Genomic DNA, 21,643 nt, shown 5'->3' on the forward strand with positions numbered 1-21,643 from the left:
TCGGCAAACCTAGCAGGCGGTGGTAGAAGGAAAAGAAATGACCAAGTTCTTCAATCTGGCGTGGTTACTGAAGGAAATCCCTTTTGGTTTTCATCTTGTTCAACGGTACTTGCTGTACTTGCCTGGGGTACAAAATTGGCTGCATACGCAGATGACCGAGATTGAATATCGGCACTGGCACTCTGATTTAGTGGGCAAGCAAGGCATTAGTTGCTATCAGTGTGGTGGAACTGAAAAAGTTCAGATCGCTCTAAGGGGTAAACAGTGTGGCATCGCTTGTGCACGCTGCAAAAGCATCCTTTGGCGACAAGCGGCTACCGTATAATCCGAGCAACCATCTAATAAGGAGTGGATTGTGAAACGAACGATTCTATTAATTGCCACCAATATCGCCATCATGGTGGTGTTGGGCATTTTTGTGAGTGTCTTTGGCCTCAATCGTTTTCTGACTGCCAATGGCCTCAATCTGGGCATGCTGCTGATGTTTGCCGCCGTGATGGGTTTTGGTGGCGCCTTTATTTCGCTGGCGATGTCTAAAACCATGGCCAAATGGAGCACGGGCGCGCAAGTGATCGAGCGCCCACGCAATCAGGATGAGCAATGGCTATTTGATACCGTGGCGCGTTTGGCGCAACGCGCTGGCATTGCGATGCCGGAAGTGGCGATTTACGAAGGCGAGCCGAATGCGTTTGCGACCGGCCCGAGCAAAAATAACTCGCTGGTTGCGGTATCAACTGGCCTTTTGTACAGCATGACGCACCGTGAAATCGAAGCGGTGTTGGCACACGAAGTTGCGCACGTGAAAAACGGCGATATGGTGACGCTGACGCTGATTCAAGGCGTGGTAAATACCTTTGTGTTCTTCCTGGCACGCGTGGTGGGTTATCTGGTGGATTCCTTCCTCAGACGCAATGACGAAGAATCATCCGGTCCCGGCATTGGCTACATGATCACCGTGATTGTCTGTGACATCGTGTTCGGGATTTTGGCTAGCGTGATCGTGATGTATTTCTCCCGCCAGCGCGAATTCCGGGCCGATGCCGGTGCGGCGCAACTGATGGGCGAAAGTGGCTCGATGATCGATGCACTGCGTCGCCTTGGCGGGATGGCGCCAAGTGCCTTGCCAAGCAATATGGCCGCTTCTGGTATTTCGAACAAAGCCGGCTGGAGCTCGCTGTTTAGCTCGCACCCATCGATGGAAGAGCGCATCGCCGCGCTGCAAAATCTGCGCTAAATAGATCTTTTCGACTAAAGGTCGAAGCTTAAAAAGGCCACGCATAGCGTGGCCTTTTTTATGGGTATCTGTTTGAAAACAAGCAAAATCATGTACTTGAGGCTAGTACCCCTGCAAGGTATTGGCGGGCTGGCTAGGGGTTAGTGCCGAGATCTTTGTCATGATTCTGTCATTTTGGCTGGTTAGAGTGCCCTGTATTAGCAATACCGGATACACCCCGCCATGAAAATCGCAGCGCAACTCTTTTTTGGACGCATTCTGATCGGGGTAGCCCTCGGCATTGGCGTGTTACTGGCGGGCTGGAATCTGCAGCAGCTCAACGACAGCTATCAAACCTACCGCGCCTCGCAGCAGGCCGCCAATCAGCTGGTGCAGCTGAAAGTCGATATGCTCACCACCTCGCGGCTGGATGTGATGCAGCCCGATATCAATAGCCAGCTGGATCACTACGGCCAGCAAATCGCCGCCACCAGCCAAACCTTGAAACTGGCCGCAGGCGAGCAACAGGCCATCACCCGCCTATTGCAAGACAACTGGCAGCGCTACCTCAAGCAATTTAAACAAGCCGCTGTGATTGCCGAAACCGCGCCCGAAGATGCGCTGGCGATGCCCGAGCAACTTTACCGCAATGATCTGGCGCCACTCTTGGGCGAGCTGGACCAGATTATTCGGCAAGAGCAGCAGCAGGCGCAGGAGGCCGACCGCAGCTTTGCCACCCGGGTGAAGCAGATTGTCTGGCTGGTGTTGCTGCCGCTGGTGCTGGGCGGCGTGCTGATTATTGGTTTTTCGCTGTATTTTGCCCATCATCTGCGCAACAAACTGCAGGCGATGGAAACCGTGGCCCAGCATTTGCAAAATGGCGATCTCACCTTGCGGATGCCGGAAGGCGCCGACGAATTTGGCCAGCTGGGGCAGGCGATTAATCATTTCCTTACCCAGCTGATGCAGGTGCTCTCTAGCGCCCAGCAGGCCGCACAGCATACCCGCAGCGATGCGCGACATATTACTGAGCTCGCCAATCAGGCCACGCGCAATATGGATGAACAATCGCAGCGACTGAACGAAATCAGCCATGCCACCCACGAAATGACCGATACCGTGCATTACGTGGGGGAGCTGGCGCAGGCGGCTTCCAACGCGGCCAGTGAGGCTAAAGTGGCCACGCAATCGGCCAATCAGGCCGGGCAAACCACACTGGGCAATCTGCAGGCGCTATCTAGCCACTTTGCCGCGGTGGAGCAGGCCATGCAGGATATGGCGCAATCGTTTGGCCGCATTGTGAATGTGAGCGCCACGATCAAAGACATTGCCGATCAAACCAATTTGCTGGCGCTGAATGCCGCGATTGAAGCCGCCCGCGCCGGCGAACATGGCCGTGGCTTTGCGGTAGTGGCCGATGAGGTGCGTAAGCTGGCGCAAAACACCAGCGATTCAACCCGCACGATTCAGGAAATTCTGGATGGCACCCGCCAGACTAGCGAGCAAACCGGCAAAGCGGTGACCGCCGCCGGCCACTATTTGAGCGAATGCAATCGCGATGGTGAAATTGTCGCCGATGCCTTGCAGCGCATAGATGGCATGGCGGTGATGGTGGCTGAAAAAATGGGCGCCATTGCCACCACGGTGGATGAGCAAAGCCGCACCGCCAGCGCGATCAACCAGCAGATTGGCGAAATTGCCCAAGGCCTGAATCAAACCGTGCAGGGCAGCCAAACCATCACGCAAGACATGCGCCGCCTGCAAGATGTGGCCAATCAGCTTGATGGCAGCATGGCCAAACTGCGCACGCGCTAAGGCGGCTGGGTGGGCAATGCAAAAAGGCCAGCTTGCGCGCTGGCCTTTTTGCTGGGGTTTAGTCTAAAACCCGCTCAATGCGCTGATCTGGAATCAGCCAAATAATCGCCACGATGATGTAGATGGCGCCTGCCAGCAGCTCTTGATAAAAGGCCAGCGGAATCGCCAGTAAATACAACAGCACCGACCAATTACCCTTGCGATCGGCGCCAATCGCTTTGGCCAGCACCGAATCTGGCCCATCCACATGGATGATCGCCCGCACCAAAATCCAGTAAGCGATGGCCGCCATTAATAGCACCCCGCCATAAATCGCCACGGGCAGCTGCGCAAAATGGTTTTCACCCATCCAGCCCGTCGCAAAGGGCAAGAGCGACAGCCAGAACAGTAGATGCAAATTCGCCCAGAGCACCCGGCTGCTGACCTTGCGGGTGGCGTGCAGCATATGGTGGTGGTTATTCCAGTAAATGCCGACGTAGATAAAGCTCAACACATAGCACATCAATACCGGCAACAGCGGTTTGAGCGCCGCAAAGCTCTCGCCATGCGGCACCTTAATTTCCAGCACCATGATGGTGATGATAATCGCCAGCACCCCATCACTAAAGGCTTCGAGTCGGTTCTTTTGCATGTGTTCTCCTGTTGTCGTGGGGCGCGAACTCCACCTGAGGCGCTGGATCGCTTTTACTTTTAGGTTCGTGCTTGGCGGCCGATCACGCCACGAATGGGCGTCGTGAACATTACGCCAGCATATCGCCGGCACGACAAGCGTGGCTGCGTAAATCGGCGGGCAAGCACAAGGCAGCGATTTATGCTTTGTCTGCAAACCACTTATCAAATAGGTAGTTTGCGCCGCCAGAGTACTTAAATTTCATTCGTATTTGTCCGACTTTTAGCCCGGTTTGGCGGCTTTGGGGTGAGGATTGACCGTGCGCAAATGAAACACTCGTAGGTGCTTGATTGACACTACATGTTTTTGAACCTAATCTCAGCTCGTGATTTACCTATAAAACACCTATCTTTGGGTGTTGAATGGTTGGTTTGGTCGATTTTTGCGATGTGATAAACAACTTAAGAGGTGGATGATGCGCATGATGAAACAATTCGTTGGTCTGTTTGTCGCGGTGGCCAGTACGTGTGCTTTGGCCGGCGTCACTACTGGGCCCAATGGCGAACAGCCCACGCCGTATACACAGGTCACCCTGAAGCCGGAGCAAACCAAGGCGCTACAAGGTAAACAATATAAAGCCGCCATTCTGATGCACACTACCTCGGATTTTTCATCGGCGCTGATTAAGGGCGCCAAAGAGGTGTTTGCCGAGCAGGGTATTGCGGTGGTGGCGGTGACCGATGCCGAGATGGATTCGAAAAAGCAGCGTACCGATCTGGAAACCGTGTTGGCGCTCAAACCCGATGTAATTATCTCATTGGTGATTGATCCGGTTTCGGGGGCTGCGGCTTTCCGGCAAGCCAGCGATAAAGGCGTCAAACTGGTGTTCATCAGTAATGCGCCACAAGGCTTTAAGCCGGGCAAAGATTACGCCGGGATTGTGACCGACGATTTGTACGGCATGGGCAAGGCCGCGGCAGAGTTGATGGCCGGCAGCATTGGTGGCAAAGGGGATGTGGCCTTGATGTATCACGCGGCCAATTACTATGTCACCAATCAGCGCGATGCCGCGGTGAAATCTGAGCTGGCTAAATACCCCGGCATTAAAGTTATTGCCAATAAAGGCATTGCCAACCCGAACGACGGTGAAGTGATCGCTGGCGCCATCCTGACGCAAAACCCGAGCGTGAAAGCCATTTACGCGCCGTGGGATGCGATTGCCGAAGGGGTAACTGCCGCGGCGCGGGCGGCTGGGCGCAAGGATGTCAAAGTGGTCACGATGGATCTGGGCGCGGCCAATGCGCTGGATATGGTGAAGGGCGGCAATGTCGCCGGGATTGTCTCCGATCTGCCGTATGACATGGGCAAAACGCTGGCGCGCATGGGGGCGCTGGCGCTGCTAAATCAACCGACGCCACCTTTTGTCACCGTGGATGCGATCAAAGTCACGCCGGCCAATCTGGCCACGCAATGGCAAAAAGCCTTGTCGCGCACGCCACCTGATGCCATTCAAAAAGCCCTGGCAAATCGTAAATAAGTACAGGGTATACCCGCTAAAGCAATATTCTAATTGCGCTTTTCGGGTATACCCCTTGGTTGGAGATCGCTATGTCACCAGCAGCAGCCATCGTAGCCAAAGGCATTTTCAAGCAGTTTGATGGGAATGCGGTATTAAAAGGCGTGAATTTTGAATTAGCGCAGGGCGAGATTCATGCGCTGGTCGGGCAAAATGGCGCCGGTAAGTCCACCTTGATGAAGGTGCTTAATGGCACGCATCAACCCGATCAGGGCAGCCTTAGCATCTTTGGTCAGCCCGCCAGTTTTAGCTCGACCGGTGCCGCGCGTGCGCGGGGCATCGCCATGGTGTATCAGGAGCTCAGCCTCGTGCCGACCATGTCGGTGGCCGACAATATTTTCATGAATAACTGGATTGTCGTCGGTGGTTTGCTCGATGCCGAGGCAATGCGCGCGGCGACCTTGCGGCTCTTAGAGAAAGTCGGCGTCGCCAATGAAATTTCACCCGATCAATTGGTCGAGTCGCTCAGCATGGGGCAGCGGCAATTGGTGGAAATTGCCAAGGCGCTATCGAGTGAAGCGCGGATTATTATCCTGGACGAACCCACGGCATCCTTATCCGATCAGGAAATCGAGCGGCTGTTTGTGGCGATTCGGCGCCTGCAAAGCGAAGGCGTATCGCTGATTTATATCACGCATTATCTGCGCGATATTTTCAAAATTTGCGATCGCGTGAGCGTTTTGCGGGAAGGGCGTTGCGTGCAGCAATGGGCGGTGAGTGAAACTTCGGTGCCGCAGCTGGTGGCGGCCATGTTGGGTGAGGCGGTGGCGCGGCAAACCAACTGGCAGCGCGCCACGACCGAAACCCCGCCGGCGGCCACCCCCTTGCTGGAAGTGGAAAACCTAGTCACCTCCCATCTGGATGAAGTCTCGTTTAAGGTTTATCCCGGGCAAGTCGTTGGGCTGGCTGGGCTGTTGGGGAGCGGGCGCACTGAAATTTTGAATGCGATTTTTGGGCTTGATCCACTCCAGAGCGGGCAGATCCGGATTAATGGCCGCGCGGTACGGATACAGTCGCCCGCTCAGGCGATTGCCCACGGCATTAATCTGGTGCCCGAAGATCGGCGCAGCCAGGGCCTGATTCTGGATTTCAGCGTGCTGGATAATCTCTGGCTGTGTTCTTTACGCCAGCTGACAAATCCTGTCTTTATCGATCAGAATCGGGCGGCGGAAGTGGCGCATGCCTTGGTCAAACGCTTGCAGGTGAAAACCGCAGGAATTGAGCAGGCGGTGCGCTATTTATCAGGCGGAAATCAGCAAAAAGTCGTGATCGGCAAATGCCTGCATACCCAGGCCAAAATCTTGCTGCTGGATGACCCCACCTTCGGGATTGATCTGGCAGCCAAGCACGAAATCATGCACATCGTGAATGAGTATGTGCAGCAGGGGAATGCGGTGGTGTTTGTATCGAGTGAATACAGCGAAATCGCCAGCTTTTGCGACACGACTTATATCGTGAAAAAAGGGCGGATCGCTGCGCAATTGGCGGCAACAACCGAAGAGCGGCTGCTGGCCGCCGTACAGTGAGGATGCATCATGGATATCGCCATTAAACGCACCGCTTTACCATTGAGTTTGGGGCAATGGCAACACCTGATTATTTATTTTGTGTTTGTCGGGCTGTTTGTTTTTTTCTCGGTTTTTCTGCACGACAAAGGCTTTTTAGAAGCCGGCAATCTGATGAATATCGCGCGGCAGACGGCCATGATTTCGATCATGGCGGTTGGGATGACCTTTGTGTTGTCGGCCGCGGAGATTGATTTATCGTTTGGTGCGGTGGTCGCGCTGTCGGCGGTGACGGTGGCGCTGCTCTTACCCTATGGCATCTGGATCGCTGTACCAGCCGCGCTGGGTGTTGGCGCTTTGTGTGGTTTGATTAACGGCCTGTTTGTCGCAAAAGTGGGCATTCCCTCGTTTCTGGTGACGCTGGGAATGACCGGCATTATCACCGGCATTACGCGCTGGGTGACCGAATTACAGACGATTCCGGTCGATCACGAAACCTTCGCCTTTATTTTTGGCTCGGGCGATATCGGGCCGATTTCGGTACTGTTTATCTGGATGATGGTGATTGCCGCGGGTGGTCATGTGTTGCTGCGCAAAACCAGCTTTGGCAAAGAAGTGCTGGCCAGTGGCGGCAATAAAATCTCGGCGATGTATTCGGGGATTAATGTCAATCGCGTCAAGCTGTATGTGCTGGTGCTCAATGCTACCTTGGCGGCGCTGGCCGGGATTTTATATGCTGGCCGCCTGCAAAGTGCCCGCTATACCTTGGGCGAAAGTGATCTGATGATGGTGATTGCGGCGGTAATCATTGGTGGTACCAGCTTATTTGGTGGCAAAGGCACCGTGGTGGGCGCGCTGATCGGGGCGCTGATTATGGGCATGGTGAACAACGGTCTGGTGCTGATGGGCTTGAATGTGGATCAGCAATTAATCCTGCGCGGCATCATCATCATCTTTGCCGTTACGCTCACGATGGGCACTTTGCGGAAGAAGAAAAAGGCCTAGTTCGCTAAAGCGAGTGCGCCTGATCTAAATACTCTCTCTCTGTATATCACTCTAAGCCTTAGGGTATCTGTGCTTGCTGCAGATACCCATGGCGGAGCTTTGCCGGTCGGTTTTGCTTTTCATCTTTGTAATTGCAGTGCACCTGAGATTTGATTCTTCGTACACCAAGGGGCTTGATGATGTTTGAACGCTATCTTGAGCAGGCCGGCCAGCTGGTGGCTAATTGGTCTGTGGCTGAAAAAGTAGGGCAATTATTTATTTTGGCGTTTCCCGGCAAGCAGGCCGAAGCTGCCCGGGTATTAATTGAGCAATACAATTTGGGCGGTTGTTATTTAAGCCAGGACAATGCCGAAACCTTTGCCGAAGCGCGCCAATTGACTCAGGCCATGGCCCGCATCGTAGCGCAGCGCGCCGCCCATGTGCCTTTGCTCCTGGGGGTTGATCAGGAAGGGGCATGGAGTGTCTTAACGCCCGAATCCACTACCGGGCCGGGCAATCTGGCGCTGGGTGCGGCCAATCAGACCGATCTGACTGCCGCGATGTATGCGGTGTTTGGCGAGCAAATGCGCTCGGCCGGGTTTAACTGCGTGCTGGGGCCGTGCTCGGATGTCAATCTCAAGCCCAATTCACCGATTATCGATACGCGCGCCTTTGGCGAAATACCCGAGCAAGTGGCGCAACATGTGGCCGCTGCCGTGCAGGGCGGGCATCGTGGCGGGATAGCTGTATGCGCTAAACATTTTCCGGGGCATGGAGATACCACGGGCGATACGCACCGCGAGATTCCGGTGGTGGATAAATCATTGGCGCAATTAATGCAGCAAGACTTGCTGCCATTTAAGGCTGCGGTGGATGCCGGTGTCGATCTGGTGATGACCTCGCACATTCGCTATCCCCAGCTCGATGCGACGCATCCGGCAACCCTGTCGGCCGCGATTTTGCGTGGGGTGCTGCGCGACCAGTTGGGCTTTGGCGGGATTGTGATTTCCGACAGCATGAATATGGGCGCGATTCGCCGCAATTACGCGCCAGTTGAGGCCGCCTTGCTGGCGTTTAAGGCCGGCATCGACATGATCATGCTGTCTGAAGAGCATTACGATCACAACACGGCCTATCTGGATAATCAACTAGCCATGCTGGAGGCGCTGGTGGCCGAAGCGCGCGCGGGGCGTTTCCCCGAGCTCGATAGCATCGTCAGCCGCGTGGTGGCGTTCAAATTGGCGCGTTTGCAGCCCATGGCCTTGTATCAGGATTTTGATCTGTCAGCGCATCTTGATGTCGAAACACAGGCGGCGCAGGCGGCGGTGAAAATCTTGCGCGACCCGGCGCAGTGTTTGCCGCTCAAGCCCGGGCAGCAAGTGGTGGTGATTCAAACCACACCGCTGGCCGATTATGCCAATTTAATGAATCCGCGCGGTATCGGCCCCAATCAAGCGGTGAGCGCTTTTGATTACTTTGCTGCAGAAATCCGCCTGCATGTCGAGGCAGATCGCTTGCTGATTCTTGATCATGGCGCCGCGCAGGCTTGGCTCTTGAATCAAGCGTCGGCTGCCGATGCGCTGGTGCTGGCGGTAACAGAAAACTACCCGCTACCCGGTGAAGATTTTGCGCAAACGGCCTCGCGTGATCTAGTCGCTAGCTTGCGCCGGGAGTTGGGCGTGCGGTTGATGGTGGTGGGCCTGCGCAGTGGCTACGAAGCACTGGCCAGTGATGTGCCGTACTTGTGCGCGTATTCCAGCCGCGAATGCAGTGCACGGGCGGCGGCAAGGGTATGTGCTGGCGTGCTTTAATTTAATTGGGTTGGTGGCCTATACCCCTGGGTGAGAGCCCAGGGTGATTAAATAATTGCGCAGGTTAATGCCTTTATTGGTAATGCCCAGTTTGGCGCGCAAGCTATTGCGGTGATTTTCGACCGTCTTGGAGGCCACGCTCAGGCTGGTGGCAATTTCCTTGGTTGACATGCCCAGCTTGATAAACTTGGCCACCTGCACTTCGGAAGGGGTGAGCAGGGCATACAGGCTGGCATCGATGTCGGCATCTTCATTGAGCGTTGAGACCACCATGCCTTCAATCAGATCAAGGCACATGCCCAGAATCGGGTCGCTAATCGAGGCCTTTACCTGCCGGATTTTCGGCAAATGGACATCGCGGATCCGTGCGAGCAATTCATCCATTTCCCCGCCATCTTGCCATTCGCGCACATCGCTTAATGTTTCGGTCAGGCTGTAAAACTTCTCAAAATCCGGGTTGCTCAAATGCGGGTCGCTCTCGTCCTCTTGCGAGCCGACTTCCAGATTCCATAATTGCGCATTCACGCGAAATAAATGCAATTGCAAATTTCGGTTGTAAAACTTCCAGCCGTCCGCACCGGTGACGGAGGTTTTGCTCAGGGCGCTAATCGCGATCAGATTGTCTTTGCCGATCAGAAAAGCAAAGTCGTCCAGATGCTTGGCATTGTCGTGCGAAGGATAATTGTGCGACAGGATTTCGCCCGAGCTAAAAAAGCTAATCACAAAGATATTGCGGTACGACAGAACGTGTTGCAGCGCGGTCAGCTTGAGCAGCAAAGCGTCATCAGGCAAATGAGTCGTCAAATTATGCATGCGTCAGGGGCTGGATGATTACTGCTGTGATCTTATCGCAGCAGGGCGGCGCAGACAAATCAGCCCCCAATAACACCGACCATAACACCAACCATGTTCCGCTTATGCCCGCAACGCGCGGCCGGCGCCTGAGCAGGCACCGGCCGCGGTTTGGTACGCGGCTACTAGCGTAGCGCTTTAACCAGCGTGTTCAGCAGGGTAAATTGCGCGTCGTCTTGCGTCATTTCCCAGATCATTACGCCGCCGAGTTGGCGGCTTTTAACGAATTTGACCTTTTCGGTGAGCGAGGCCGGATCGTCGTAGCTTAGTAGCTCTTTTTTACCCGGGTGGTACAGGTAGGGCGCATTGCCGGCCTCCATGGAGCGATAGGCTTGCCAGCCCGGGGCTTTGGCGTATTTACGCTGGAAATCGGCCCAAGTGGCTACGCCCGGTTCGGCTTCGTCTTTCAGGCCGGGGCCGCTGCTTTGTTGGGCTAGCCCATTGCCTTGCGGGCCGGGCTCAACATTGCCCATGGCGCGCACATAAAACGGTACGCCTAAGACCAGCTGCTCGGGTTTGGCGCCTTGTTTGATGAAGTATTCCACCGCTTTATTGCTAGCCAGCGTGACGCCATCCGGATCGCCCGGGGTGGGGTAGAGGCTGGCGTGCAGGGTGGCGTTCTTCGACCAGCCGCCGCTACGATCATAGGCCATCAGATTGACCCAATTCAGGTACGGCAGGCCGTTTTTCAGATCATACCCCTGCATCACCCAGCCGCCGTTATTGGCGGGAATGGCGGTGGTGAGCAGGTAGGTTTTTTTATCCTGTTTGCCGGCGGCATCCAGCGCGGTGCGCAGCTCGCGTAGCAGGCTCACCCAGTTGCCCAGATCGGCGGGGCTGGCGTCAGCGGCATAGTCACCGCCGGTGACCGGGTGTTCCCAATCGACATCAAGGCCCGTGCACTGGGTTTGCCGCATGATGGCGATGGACGACTGAATGAGCTTGGCGCGGCCCGCTTCGGTTTGCGCTGTTTTGGCGATGTTTTTCGAGCCGGTCCAGCCGCCCAAGGCCCACATACAATTAAATTTGCCCGCTTTGCGCGCGGCGGCTAGATGCGGTTGCCACAGCGCGAGGCCTGCTTGCGTGCCGGCGGCCAGATAAGCTTCACCTTTGGCATTCACTTCGATAAATGACAGCACGCCGTAGTCGAGCTTGGCCAGCTGGGGGCCAAAGCGGGCGACCGTGTCAGCATCGCGCCAAGTGGGTAGGTAGGAAATCAGTTTGTCATTGGCCAGCAGCGGCTGGCTCAGTAGCACGGCGGCAAGGGCGAGGAGTTTGGCAGACATCGGGTGCTCGGAGTGAAAAAAACAGTGCGGCCAGTATAAGGGGGCGTAAGACGTGCGCCCATGTCTGAATTGGACAAGGCTTTGTTTGAATCTGATCTTGCCGGGTATTGCCTCGTAGCCATTTTAATTTGTGGCATACAAGGCAATACCCCTGCTTTAGTGCGGATTCGGCTATGAAAAAAGACACACCGCAGTGTGTCTTTTTTGGGTTGGGGCCGGCTCAGGGTCGGCTTATTCTTTTTCAAACCAGGCGATGCTTTCGACGTGCGCAGTATGCGGGAACATATTGATCACACCGGCGGATTTGAGCGTGTAGCCTTTCACATTCACCAGCACATTGGCATCGCGCGCCAAGGTGGCCGGGTTACAGGACACATACACAATCCGTTTCGGGCCGTGTTCGGCGCTGATGGATTTCACCAGCTCCATCGCGCCATCGCGCGGTGGGTCGATCAACATTTTGTCAAAGCGGCCGAGCTGATCCAGCCATTCTTCGGTCATCTCGAAAAGATTGGCCACAGTGAATTCAGTGCGTTCGGCCAGGCCGTTGTGTGCGGCTGATTCCAGCGCGCGCTCCACCAGTTGCTGGCTGCCTTCCATCCCCAATACCTGCGCGCCACGGCGGGCGATAGGCAGGGTGAAATTACCCAAGCCACAGAACATATCGGCGATTTTCTCGCCCGGCTGTGGGTCGAGCAGATGCAGTGCGCGCTCGACCATCACGCGGTTAATCCCGTGATTTACCTGAGTGAATTCAGTCGGCTTGAACGGCATTTCGATATTAAATTCCGGCATCAGATAAGTGAGCGCCGGGGCATCGAGTGGATACAGCGGGTAGGCGGTATCCGGGCCTTTGGGTTGCAACCAGATCTGCACTTGCCATTGATCGGCATAGGCTTTGAAATGGGCCAGATCGTCGTCGTTGATGGCTTCCATATTGCGGAATACCAGCACGGTGATCTTGGCGCCCACCGCCAGCTCCACTTGCGGCATGCGATCAAAAATCGACAGTTTCTTGATCAGTTCGCGCAGCGCCGGCAATTGGGCCGAAACATGCGGGGGCAAGATGTGGCATTCGGTCATATCGGCAATAAAGCTTGAGCGCTTTTCATGAAAGCCGACCAGTACCGTGCCTTTTTTGGCCACAAAGCGCGCTGACAAGCGCGCCCGATGGCGATAACCCCAGGCCGGGCCGTAAATCGCGGGCAGCATGGCTTGCGGGTGAACGCTACCAATGCGCTCCAGATTGTCTTCCAGCACGCGCTGTTTGGCGGCCACTTGGGCGCCGAATTCCATGTGTTGCATCGAACAGCCACCGCAGACACCAAAGTGCGGGCATTTTGGTTTTACCCGCATAAAGCTGTCATTATGTATGGCGATAGCTTGCGCGTTTTCAAAGTTTGGCTTTTTGCGATAGCTGCTGTACGTCACAGTTTCGAACGGCAAAGCGCCGTCGATAAAAATGGTTTTGCCATCGACTCGGGCAACGCCATGACCTTCGTGGTCGAGTGATTCAATGTGGGCGGTTGGGTTGGTCATTTTGAGTCCAAAAATTTAGGCAATAGTCGTCAATTATAACCGAGCTTGGCCCGCATCGTGCTGCGGCGCTAACCGGTTCGCTGCTGGGTTGCTGCTCATGAAGCTCGAATCCGTTCTCAATTTACCTGCGCTCTTGCAGGCGAAAACCTGGGAATTATTTGCCGAACATCTGGTGGGGGCGGTGTGTGCGGCCTTTGAGGCCCGCCGCACTTTCCTGATTTTGCCGGCGGCAGAAAATACTCTGCAGATTCACGCGCAAGCCGTGATTGGCCTCAAACCACTGTGTTTTGCCGAGCCACAACGACCCGAAGCTTTTTTCGGCCTGGCGGTCGAAGAGCTCTTGTGGCAGCTGCGCGAGCCGGCGCTCTCGGTGCGGCCGGTTGATTTTCAGGTGCAGGATATTTGGGATCTGGATAGCAGCGAAGTGCCGCAGCTAGTGCGCTGGATCTTGCCACTGAAGCACAACGATCAGCTGGTGGCGCTGCTGTATGTTGAGCTCTCGGATGTCGCGCGGCTGGAAAAATACCTCGATACCGCTTCATTCCGGATGGAATACGCGGCGCTCGCCGGCATGCTGGCCGATCGTATCGATAGCCTGCTGAGTGGTACCGAGCTGGGGCTGGATGAAATGACCCGCCGCTTGCAGCAAAGCCTGCAGCGCGCGGAAGAATACCGCGAGCTGCTGCGGGTGCTCCATCAGGTTACTTTGCGCCTGACACAAACCCCTGATCTGGATACCCTCTACCGCTCGGCAGTGCAGGCCGCGATTACCGATCTGGGCATCGACCGGCTGGCGCTGTTTCTGGCCGATCACGATAAAAACCTGATGATTGGCACCTATGGCACGGATAATTTTGGTGAGCTCACTGACGAGCACTGGTATAGCGAGCCGATTCCGCAGCGGCAGATCTTTTTTGATGCCGCCAAAAGCCCCGGCGAAGTGATCGTTAAAGAAGACGCGCCGATTTACTACAACAAAGTCGTGGTTGGGCGGGGCTGGAATTCACTCGTTGGCCTCTATGCCGATGGCAAGCATCTGGGCTGGCTGGCGGCGGATAATTTCTTGCGCCGTCGCACGCTGATGCCGTATCAGCGCGAAGTGATGAAGCTATTTGCCGCGATTGTGGCGCAGTTAATTCGTGCCAAGCAGGTGCAGCAAGAGATGCTGCTCTTAAATGCTCGCCTGTCGCAGCAAACCGCCGCGCTGGCCCACGCCAAAGATGAAGCCGAGGCTGCGAGCCGGGCTAAATCTGATTTTCTGGCCACCATCAGCCATGAAATTCGCACTCCGCTCAATGGGGTGCTGGGCTTTGCCCAGCTGCTGGCCGATACCCGGCTGGATAAAGAGCAAGCCGAATATGTCAGCAATATCCGCAAGTCGGGCGATTCGCTGGCTTTGCTGGTCAATGATCTGCTGGATTATTCCAAGATCGAAGCTGGCAAATTCGAGCTGAAACAGGATTTTTTCAATCTGCAGGAAGTGCTGGAAGACTCCTGCAGTATGCTGGCTTCGCGGGCGGTCGAGCGGCGGCTAGAGCTGGTGCTGGATATTGCGCCCGTGTTTCCGGTGCGCTTTTATGGCGATGGCTTGCGGCTCAAACAGGTGATGACCAATCTGGTGGCCAATGCGCTTAAATTTACCGAGCGCGGCGGCGTGTATGTTCGCGCGCAAACCCAAGGTGGCATGATTGAGCTGGCGGTGCGCGACACCGGCATTGGCGTGAGCAAAGCGCAGCAGGCGTTGCTGTTCCAGCGTTTTTATCAGGCCGATTCGGGCTCGACGCGGCGCTACGGCGGCACGGGGCTGGGGTTGGCGATTTGCAAACTCTTGATCGAATTAATGGGCGGTAGCATTAGCGTGGAGTCCGAATTGGGGCAGGGTGCCTGTTTTACTGTGCGCCTACCGCTGGGGGCGGATGACACAGTGCGACCCCGCATTTTGCCTACGCTGGCCTCGCTGGCTGGCCGGCCGGTGGTGCTGTGCGGGCAGCTGGATTGGTCGCTGGGCTGGATACGCCGTCTGCTGATTGCCTCTGAGGTGCAATTACAGGCTCCGGGCGCGGCCAGCGAGCATGCCTTATGGCTGGTGGATGAAGCGCCCAAGGGCGATGCCTGCGGCCATACGCCGCCGCTGGGGGCGAGCATTCTCACGCTGGGCTGGCAAGCGCCGAGCAATGCGCATTTGCGGCATGGCTTTATTGCCAAGCCGGCGCTAAATGAAGTGGGCCTGATTCGCAGTCTGAAAAAACTACTCGAAACCCAGCCCGCCTTGCCCAGCGCGCCCAATCCGGTGCGCCAGTATCACGGGCATATTCTAGTGGCCGAAGACAACCCGATGAATCAGCGTGTGGTGAGCGCCTTTTTGCGCAAACTGGGCTGCACGGTGAAAATCGCCCATAGCGGCAAAGATGCAGTGGAGATGCTCAGCCGCGAGCGTTTTGATCTGGTGCTGATGGATTGGCAAATGCCGGAAATGGATGGCATTGAGGCCACGCGTATTTTGCGCAGCCAGGTGCAGTTTCGCCATCTGCCGATTATTGCCCTGACCGCCAATGCTTTTGAAAGCAGCGAGCAGCAGTGTCTGGCCGCTGGCATGGATGGCTTTTTGGCCAAGCCGCTGGAGTTTGCCCGCCTGCAAGACATGCTCTCGTACTACCTCCCCGAGCAGGAAGATGAATACCCGCTGCCGGTCATCGCCAGCGCGCTGGATTAAAGCGCAAGGCTAGATTAGGGAAAACCCGCAGGGCAGCCGCAGGGCGAGCTGTTATCCTCTCTGTTTTAGCTGGCCGTATTACGCATGAATTCCAAACTTGCCGGGCATCTGCTGGTGCTGTTCTGTGTGTTGGTCTGGGGCGTGACTTTTGTCTCGACCAAGGTCTTGCTGGGCGTGCGCAGCCCGGTTGAGATTGCCTTTGATCGCTTTGTCTTGGCCTTTCTGGTCTTGTGTGTGCTGCATCCCCGCTTTGCCTGGCAGGCGCCGCGTGAAGAGCTGCGCTTTTTCGGGCTGGGCCTGTGTGGCGTGACGCTGTATTTCCTGTTTGAAAACTTTGCCCTGCAATACACGCAGGCCTCGAATGTGGGCTTGCTGGTGTCTTCCGCGCCGCTACTCACTGCGATTTTTGCCCATTACATCACCCACGAACAAAAACTGAGCCGGCAATTTGTGCTGGGCTCGCTCCTGGCGCTGCTGGGCGTTGCGGTGGTGATGTTTAACGGCAGCGTCGTGCTCAAACTCAACCCGCTGGGCGACTTGCTGGCGCTGCTGGCAGGTGCGGCCTGGGCCTTGTATTGCCTGCAATTGCGCAAAATGGGCGACAAATACGGCTATCTGTATTTAACCCGGCAAGTATTTTTCTATGGTTTGCTCACCATGCTGCCGGCGTTGTATTTCACGCACTATCGGCTCGATCTTGGGCTGTGGCTGAGCGCTTCGGCCGGCAATATGCTGTTTCTGGGCGTGGTGGCATCGGCGGTTTGTTATGTGGCCTGGAATAAGGCTGTGAACCTGATTGGCTCGGTGAAGGCCAGCAACTACATCTATCTGATTCCGGTGGTGACCTTGATCACCGCCGTGTTGGCGCTGGGCGAGCGGCTCACCCTGATTGGCCTGACCGGTGCAGCGTTTATCCTCTGTGGGGTATATTACGCTGAGCATGGTCTTAAATTGCCTAGCGGGCAATAGGAGTAGGGAGTATATGCAGCTCATCTTGGTGACTGGCGCCCAGAAAAGCGGCAAAAGCCGCTATGCCGAACAACGCGCGCTGGCGCTGGCTGCGCAGCCGGGCTATCTGGCCACCGCGCGGGTTTGGGATGAGGATTTTGCCGAGCGCATCCGCCGCCATCAGGCCGAGCGTGATGCGCGCTGGGTGAATCTGGAGCAAGACGTTGACCTGGCCGCGCACGGTTTTGGCGGGGAAGTGCTGGTGCTCGATTGCATCACCCTGTGGCTGACCAATCTGTTTACTGATAGCCAATACGAGCGTGAGGACACGCTGGCTACCGCCAAACAGCGCTGGCAGGCGTTTATCGAGGTGAGCCCGCCGACGGTGATCGCGGTGGGTAATGAGCTGGGTTGGAGCCTTCATGCTGAAACCCAGATGGGCCGGCATTTTGTTGATCTGCACGGCAGCTTTATGCAGCACATCGCCGCGCAGGCAACTGAAGTGGTGCTGATGGTGGCGGGCTTGCCGCTGACAGTGAAAGCGCCCGCAGCTTAATTCTTGCCCCGTTTGCCGCAAATAAAAAAACCGCGCAATGCGCGGCTTTTTTATTGAGTGCTGAAGATTAAGCTTTGGCTTTGCCCAGCCAGTTATAAATCAGCCCTGCCACCGCCGCACCGGCCAGTGGCGCCAGCCAGAAGACCCACACCTGCTGCAGCGCTGCCGTATCGGCAAACAAGGCCACCGCCAGACTCCGCGCCGGGTTCACCGAGGTATTGCTGACCGGAATCGAGATCAGGTGAATCAGGCTCAGCCCCAAGCCAATCGCGATTGGCGCTAGCCCGGCCGGTGCGCGCTGATCGGTGCTACCCAAGATAATCAGCAGGAACATCGCGGTGAGAACAGCCTCAGCCAGCAAGACTGCGCCCAGCGCATAGCCGCCTGGCGAGAGCTCGCCAAAGCCGTTGCTGGCAAAGCCACCGGCCACAAAGCCGGCTTTACCACTGGCGATCAGATACAGCACTGCCGCGCCGGCGATCCCACCCAGCACTTGGGCAATCCAGTAAGAGGGCAGCTCTTTGGCCGGAAAACGCCCGCCGGCCACGAGGCCAAGCGTGACGGCTGGATTGAGGTGGCAGCCGGAAATATGCCCGATCGCATAAGCCATGGTCAGTACGGTCAGACCAAACGCCAGCGCCACACCGACAAAACCGATGCCTAATTGTGGAAATGCGGCCGCCAGCACGGCGCTACCGCAGCCGCCCAGGACTAGCCAGAAGGTGCCGATGAATTCGGCCGCGAGGCGTTGTTGTATCGAATACATGATGAACTCTCCCTATCGATGTGGTGGGTGCATACCAGCTTTGCTTGGGCTGGCAACCCGGTTAGGAGAGTTTACCTTTTTAAAGGCTTACGGTTTATGACGAATGGGGCGAGAAATCACCCCGATTTCGTGTAATAGTGGCTTGTGTCGCCGCAGAGGGCCGGTCAGACTGGTCCTGACCGGTATAGGGGCTTACGCTAGGATCTCGCGCAGGGCACTTACGAGCGCCGCGCATTCGTCGGGGGTGCCAATCGAAATGCGCAGAAATTGCTCGATGCGGGCCTGTTTAAAGTGGCGCACGATAATGGCGCGTTCGCGCAGGGCGGCGGCCAGCGTGGCGGCATCGTGGCCTGGATGGCGGGCAAACACGAAATTGGCGCTGGAAGGCAGCACCTCAAAACCCAGCTCATGCAGTTGCGTAGTGAGGGTATCACGGCTGGCGTTAATCGCTGCGCAGGTTTGCGCGAAATACCCCTCATCTTCAAATGCGGCTACCGCGCCGGCCAGCGCCACCCGATCCAGCGGATAACTATTAAAGCTGTTTTTTACGCGTTCCAGCCCGGCGATCAAATCAGGGTGGCCGACCGCAAAGCCCACTCGCAGCCCCGCCAGCGAGCGCGATTTCGACAGCGTTTGCACCACCAGCAGATTATCGTAGCGCGCAATCAGGCTAATGGCGCTTTCGCCGCCAAAATCCACATAGGCTTCATCCACCACCAGTACCTGATCGGGGTAGCGCTGTAGCAGCGCTTCGATTTGCGCCAGCGGCAGCAAAATGCCGGTTGGGGCGTTTGGATTAGGGAAAATGATCGCGCCGCCACCGGTGTAATCGGCCGGGTCGATGCAGAAATCCGCCGTTAGCGGCACGGTGCGAAAATCAATGCCATACAAGCCGCAATACACCGGATAAAAGCTGTAGGTGATGTCCGGAAACAGTAGCGGGCGCTCGTGTTTCAGCAGCGCCTGAAAGGTGTGCGCCAGCACTTCATCCGAGCTATTACCAACAAACACCTGCTGGCGGCTCAGGCCGTGATAATGAGCAATCGCGTCTTTGAGCACATCGCCATTCGGATCCGGATACAGCCGCAGCGTATCGGCCACGGCCGCTTGCATGGCGGCGATGGCTTTGGGCGAGGGGCCGTAGGGATTTTCATTGGTGTTGAGCTTGATCAGGTTGGTGATCTTCGGCTGCTCGCCCGGGGTGTAGGGGGTGAGCGTGTGAACGACGGGACTCCAGAAACGGCTCATGACAGGCTCTTGTTTGGCAAGGACAAAAGCCGATTCTACCAAGTGGCTTGCCCTTTGCGCGCAAGCTTGGGTAAAAAAAGCCCGCGGTATTGGCCGCTTGGCGGGTGTGGCTTGTCAGGCGATTGCGTAGCCCCGACACTCCGATTAGTGTTTAGTGATAAATAAAGACACATAAACAATGACGCAGCTTTTGGTGCCGGATGGAGGTAAAGCCATTTTATGACGATTAGTATGCGTGCTCTGGCGGCCGCGGTTGGTGTTTCGGTTGGCACCGTGTCGCGGGCGCTTAAGCATCAGGGCGGTGTTTCGCCCGAAACCCGACAGCGGGTCTTTCAGCAGGCCGCCGCGCTGGGCTACGACCTGGGGCGGCTAGAGCCGGCACCGCTGCGCAAAGTATTGTTTCTGCTGCACAGTCAGCACACCCGTTCAAGCGCGTTGCCGTTTTATTCGGCTGTCGAGCAGGGCGCGCGTGATGTATGTACCCCTATGGGTATTGAGCTGCAGCCCTTTACGGTTAAGCCTTCTAGCTCAATACGTCGGCAATTGTTGCTGCAAGAGGCCGATGCGATTCTGGCCGTGGGTTTTCTGGAGCCGGAAACGCTGGCCATCGCGCAGGCGCTGGGCAAGCCGATGACGCTGATCGACAGCAGCGCGCCAGGGCTGCCGAGTGTGAACCCGGACAATCTTGCGGGCACGCAGGCGCTGACGGCGCAATTACTCGCGCAGGGCTATCAGCGCATTGCTTTTTTGTGTGGCTCGCTGGCGCACTATTCAATTCGTTTACGCGAGCGCGGCTATCGGCAGGCATTATTTAATGCCGGGCGATTGGCCGATCCAGCGCTGGAGGGGCTGATTCCGCCCGGACTAGACCTCGCGGCTGGAGTGCAACATGTATTGCGGCAATGGCTGGCGGGCATCAATCCGCCCGATGCCATCATTGCCTACAACGACGCCTGTGCGCTGGAAGTGCTGCGTCAGCTGCGCAGCCACGGTATTCGCGTGCCCCAGCAAATCGCCGTGGCGGGCTTTGACAATATCCCCAGCGCCGCCGATGCCGGCCTGACCACCGTCGCTGTGGATCAGGCTGCGCTCGGTATTTCGGGGATGCGGCAATTACTGGAGCTTGCCCGCCACCAAGCAACGCGCGACAGTTTGCACGCGGTACGCGTATTGCAGCGCGCGAGTACAACCCGCTAGTAATTGCAGCGCTGCTGGCTAGGGCGGGGCAAGAACTGCATCAGTGACTCGACCTTAGTCGAAAATGCTAAGTCAAATCGCTCGTCTAGGCCTTTTTTAGTAAGGAATGTACTTCGGTACAGTCGTATATTTTTCCGCCCCCCCCTATATTCCTTGGCTGGTAATCTAATCTCAGGAATTTAGTCATGGCGAGTGTTGCAGCTCAGGGCGTTAAATCAGCAGCGAAATCCATTGTATTGGTTGATGGTGTTGCATTTGTGCGGGATGCCAGTGGTAAAGAAACCCAGCTGCAAGTCGGTCAGCCACTGCAAGAAGGGCAGGTGATTTTTACCTCTGCAACTGGCCATGCCACCTTACTGTTGCCCAATGGTCAGGTCGTTGAGCTGGCTGCCGGCCGCGATATGTTGATCGATGGAGATCTAAGCGGCGGCGCGACAACCGACGTGACCGAGGCGCGTGTGGCTCAGGCCGACACGAGTGCCGATCAGATCATTACTGCGCTTAATCAGGGCAAAGATCTTTCAGATGAACTTGAAGCCACTGCCGCGGGCTTAAATGGTGCCGGTGCAGAGGGTGAAGGCGCTGGTTTCGTTCGTTTGCTCCGTATCGCCGAAAACGTATCGCCAGTTAGCTTTAATTTCGGTGCAAATGGTGCTGCACCTGACTTGACCGTGCCAGAGTACGCAACGCTCCCGCAGCCGGAACCCGAGATTGTCTTCCCACCAGAGCCACCGGTTGAAACACCCTCGATCACCATTGGTAATCCAAGTGGTGCCGCCGGCAACACCAACGACATCACCGTCGCCGAGGGCAAAGACGCCGTCTTCGCCGTTCACGTTGAAAAAGCCGCTACTGGTAGCACCCTGACGCTGACGCTGGCCGACGGCACTGCGCTGAGCCCAAGCGACTACAGCAAAGGCCAGTACAGCTACAGTCTGGATGGCGGCAAAACCTGGACCGTGTATACCGGCGCCGTTGCGCTGAAGGCCGGCACCAATGACGTTCTGGTGAAAACCACCACGGT

General features: G+C 56.4%; 18 protein-coding genes. 12 read left to right on the forward strand and 6 right to left on the reverse strand.

Annotation, left to right across the window (positions count from 1 at the left end):
• The first annotated feature begins 37 nt into the window (after positions 1-37).
• The 3 genes from G482_RS0109470 to G482_RS0109480 all read left to right on the forward strand — a co-directional run bounded on the left by G482_RS0109470 (position 38) and on the right by G482_RS0109480 (position 3,028).
• Positions 38-325 (forward strand): hypothetical protein, encoded by a 288-nt coding sequence (locus G482_RS0109470; protein WP_034619407.1) that lies wholly within the window; start codon positions 38-40, stop codon positions 323-325.
• A 30-nt stretch (positions 326-355) separates the two neighbouring features.
• Positions 356-1,234, forward strand: a complete 879-nt coding sequence (htpX, locus tag G482_RS0109475; RefSeq protein ID WP_028449838.1) for a protease HtpX — start codon at positions 356-358, stop codon at positions 1,232-1,234.
• Positions 1,235-1,456: 222 nt separating this feature from the next.
• The gene (locus tag G482_RS0109480) at positions 1,457-3,028 is read left to right on the forward strand and encodes a methyl-accepting chemotaxis protein (protein ID WP_028449839.1); all 1,572 of its coding nucleotides are present in this window, start codon (positions 1,457-1,459) and stop codon (positions 3,026-3,028) included.
• 58 nt (positions 3,029-3,086) lie between these two features.
• On the opposite strand, the gene G482_RS0109485 is transcribed toward G482_RS0109480, so the two are convergent.
• Positions 3,087-3,659, reverse strand: a complete 573-nt coding sequence (locus G482_RS0109485) for a TMEM175 family protein (protein WP_028449840.1) — start codon at positions 3,657-3,659, stop codon at positions 3,087-3,089.
• Between the two features lie 460 nt (positions 3,660-4,119).
• On the opposite strand from G482_RS0109485, the gene G482_RS0109490 reads away from it, so the two are divergent.
• The 4 genes from G482_RS0109490 to G482_RS18040 all read left to right on the forward strand — a co-directional run bounded on the left by G482_RS0109490 (position 4,120) and on the right by G482_RS18040 (position 9,514).
• Positions 4,120-5,175 carry a substrate-binding domain-containing protein gene (locus tag G482_RS0109490; protein ID WP_211227598.1) on the forward strand — a complete coding sequence of 352 codons (1,056 nt, stop codon included), beginning with the start codon at positions 4,120-4,122 and terminating at the stop codon, positions 5,173-5,175.
• 71 nt (positions 5,176-5,246) lie between these two features.
• Positions 5,247-6,740, forward strand: coding sequence for a sugar ABC transporter ATP-binding protein (locus G482_RS0109495; protein WP_028449842.1), 1,494 nt, complete (start codon positions 5,247-5,249; stop codon positions 6,738-6,740).
• A 9-nt stretch (positions 6,741-6,749) separates the two neighbouring features.
• Positions 6,750-7,724: an ABC transporter permease gene (locus tag G482_RS0109500; RefSeq protein WP_051258892.1), complete on the forward strand. Its 975-nt coding sequence runs from the start codon at positions 6,750-6,752 to the stop codon at positions 7,722-7,724.
• A gap of 179 nt (positions 7,725-7,903) precedes the next feature.
• Positions 7,904-9,514: a glycoside hydrolase family 3 protein gene (locus G482_RS18040; RefSeq protein WP_034619409.1), complete on the forward strand. Its 1,611-nt coding sequence runs from the start codon at positions 7,904-7,906 to the stop codon at positions 9,512-9,514.
• A gap of 18 nt (positions 9,515-9,532) precedes the next feature.
• Here the strand turns inward: G482_RS18040 and G482_RS0109510 are convergent, their stop codons facing one another.
• The 3 genes from G482_RS0109510 to rlmD all read right to left on the reverse strand — a co-directional run bounded on the left by G482_RS0109510 (position 9,533) and on the right by rlmD (position 13,191).
• Entirely contained in the window at positions 9,533-10,327 is a 795-nt protein-coding gene (locus G482_RS0109510) for a helix-turn-helix transcriptional regulator (RefSeq protein WP_034619411.1), read from the reverse strand.
• Positions 10,328-10,491: 164 nt separating this feature from the next.
• The gene (locus tag G482_RS0109515) at positions 10,492-11,652 is read right to left on the reverse strand and encodes a glycoside hydrolase family 18 protein (protein WP_028449845.1); all 1,161 of its coding nucleotides are present in this window, start codon (positions 11,650-11,652) and stop codon (positions 10,492-10,494) included.
• A gap of 231 nt (positions 11,653-11,883) precedes the next feature.
• The gene (rlmD, locus tag G482_RS18045; protein WP_034619413.1) at positions 11,884-13,191 is read right to left on the reverse strand and encodes a 23S rRNA (uracil(1939)-C(5))-methyltransferase RlmD; all 1,308 of its coding nucleotides are present in this window, start codon (positions 13,189-13,191) and stop codon (positions 11,884-11,886) included.
• A gap of 97 nt (positions 13,192-13,288) precedes the next feature.
• On the opposite strand from rlmD, the gene G482_RS0109525 reads away from it, so the two are divergent.
• From G482_RS0109525 to G482_RS0109535, 3 genes are all read left to right on the forward strand, one after another.
• Positions 13,289-15,904, forward strand: coding sequence for a hybrid sensor histidine kinase/response regulator (locus G482_RS0109525; RefSeq protein WP_028449846.1), 2,616 nt, complete (start codon positions 13,289-13,291; stop codon positions 15,902-15,904).
• Between the two features lie 84 nt (positions 15,905-15,988).
• Positions 15,989-16,873 (forward strand): DMT family transporter, encoded by an 885-nt coding sequence (locus G482_RS0109530; RefSeq protein WP_028449847.1) that lies wholly within the window; start codon positions 15,989-15,991, stop codon positions 16,871-16,873.
• A gap of 13 nt (positions 16,874-16,886) precedes the next feature.
• Positions 16,887-17,408 carry a bifunctional adenosylcobinamide kinase/adenosylcobinamide-phosphate guanylyltransferase gene (locus G482_RS0109535; RefSeq protein WP_028449848.1) on the forward strand — a complete coding sequence of 174 codons (522 nt, stop codon included), beginning with the start codon at positions 16,887-16,889 and terminating at the stop codon, positions 17,406-17,408.
• 67 nt (positions 17,409-17,475) lie between these two features.
• On the opposite strand, the gene aqpZ is transcribed toward G482_RS0109535, so the two are convergent.
• Positions 17,476-18,174, reverse strand: coding sequence for an aquaporin Z (aqpZ, locus tag G482_RS0109540; RefSeq protein ID WP_211227599.1), 699 nt, complete (start codon positions 18,172-18,174; stop codon positions 17,476-17,478).
• Positions 18,175-18,366: 192 nt separating this feature from the next.
• Positions 18,367-19,422, reverse strand: coding sequence for a histidinol-phosphate transaminase (gene hisC, locus G482_RS0109545; RefSeq protein WP_028449850.1), 1,056 nt, complete (start codon positions 19,420-19,422; stop codon positions 18,367-18,369).
• A gap of 219 nt (positions 19,423-19,641) precedes the next feature.
• Between hisC and G482_RS0109550 the strand changes: the two genes are divergently transcribed.
• Together G482_RS0109550 and G482_RS0109555 are read left to right on the forward strand one after the other, a co-directional pair.
• The gene (locus G482_RS0109550) at positions 19,642-20,619 is read left to right on the forward strand and encodes a LacI family DNA-binding transcriptional regulator (RefSeq protein WP_028449851.1); all 978 of its coding nucleotides are present in this window, start codon (positions 19,642-19,644) and stop codon (positions 20,617-20,619) included.
• A 185-nt stretch (positions 20,620-20,804) separates the two neighbouring features.
• Positions 20,805-21,643, forward strand: an 839-nt coding sequence (locus G482_RS0109555) for a retention module-containing protein (RefSeq protein WP_028449852.1), incomplete at its 3' end; no start/stop codon positions are given.

It is taken from the genome of Chitinibacter tainanensis DSM 15459 (genome assembly GCF_000429785.1).
GTDB classification, from domain to species: Bacteria; Pseudomonadota; Gammaproteobacteria; order Burkholderiales; family Chitinibacteraceae; genus Chitinibacter; species Chitinibacter tainanensis.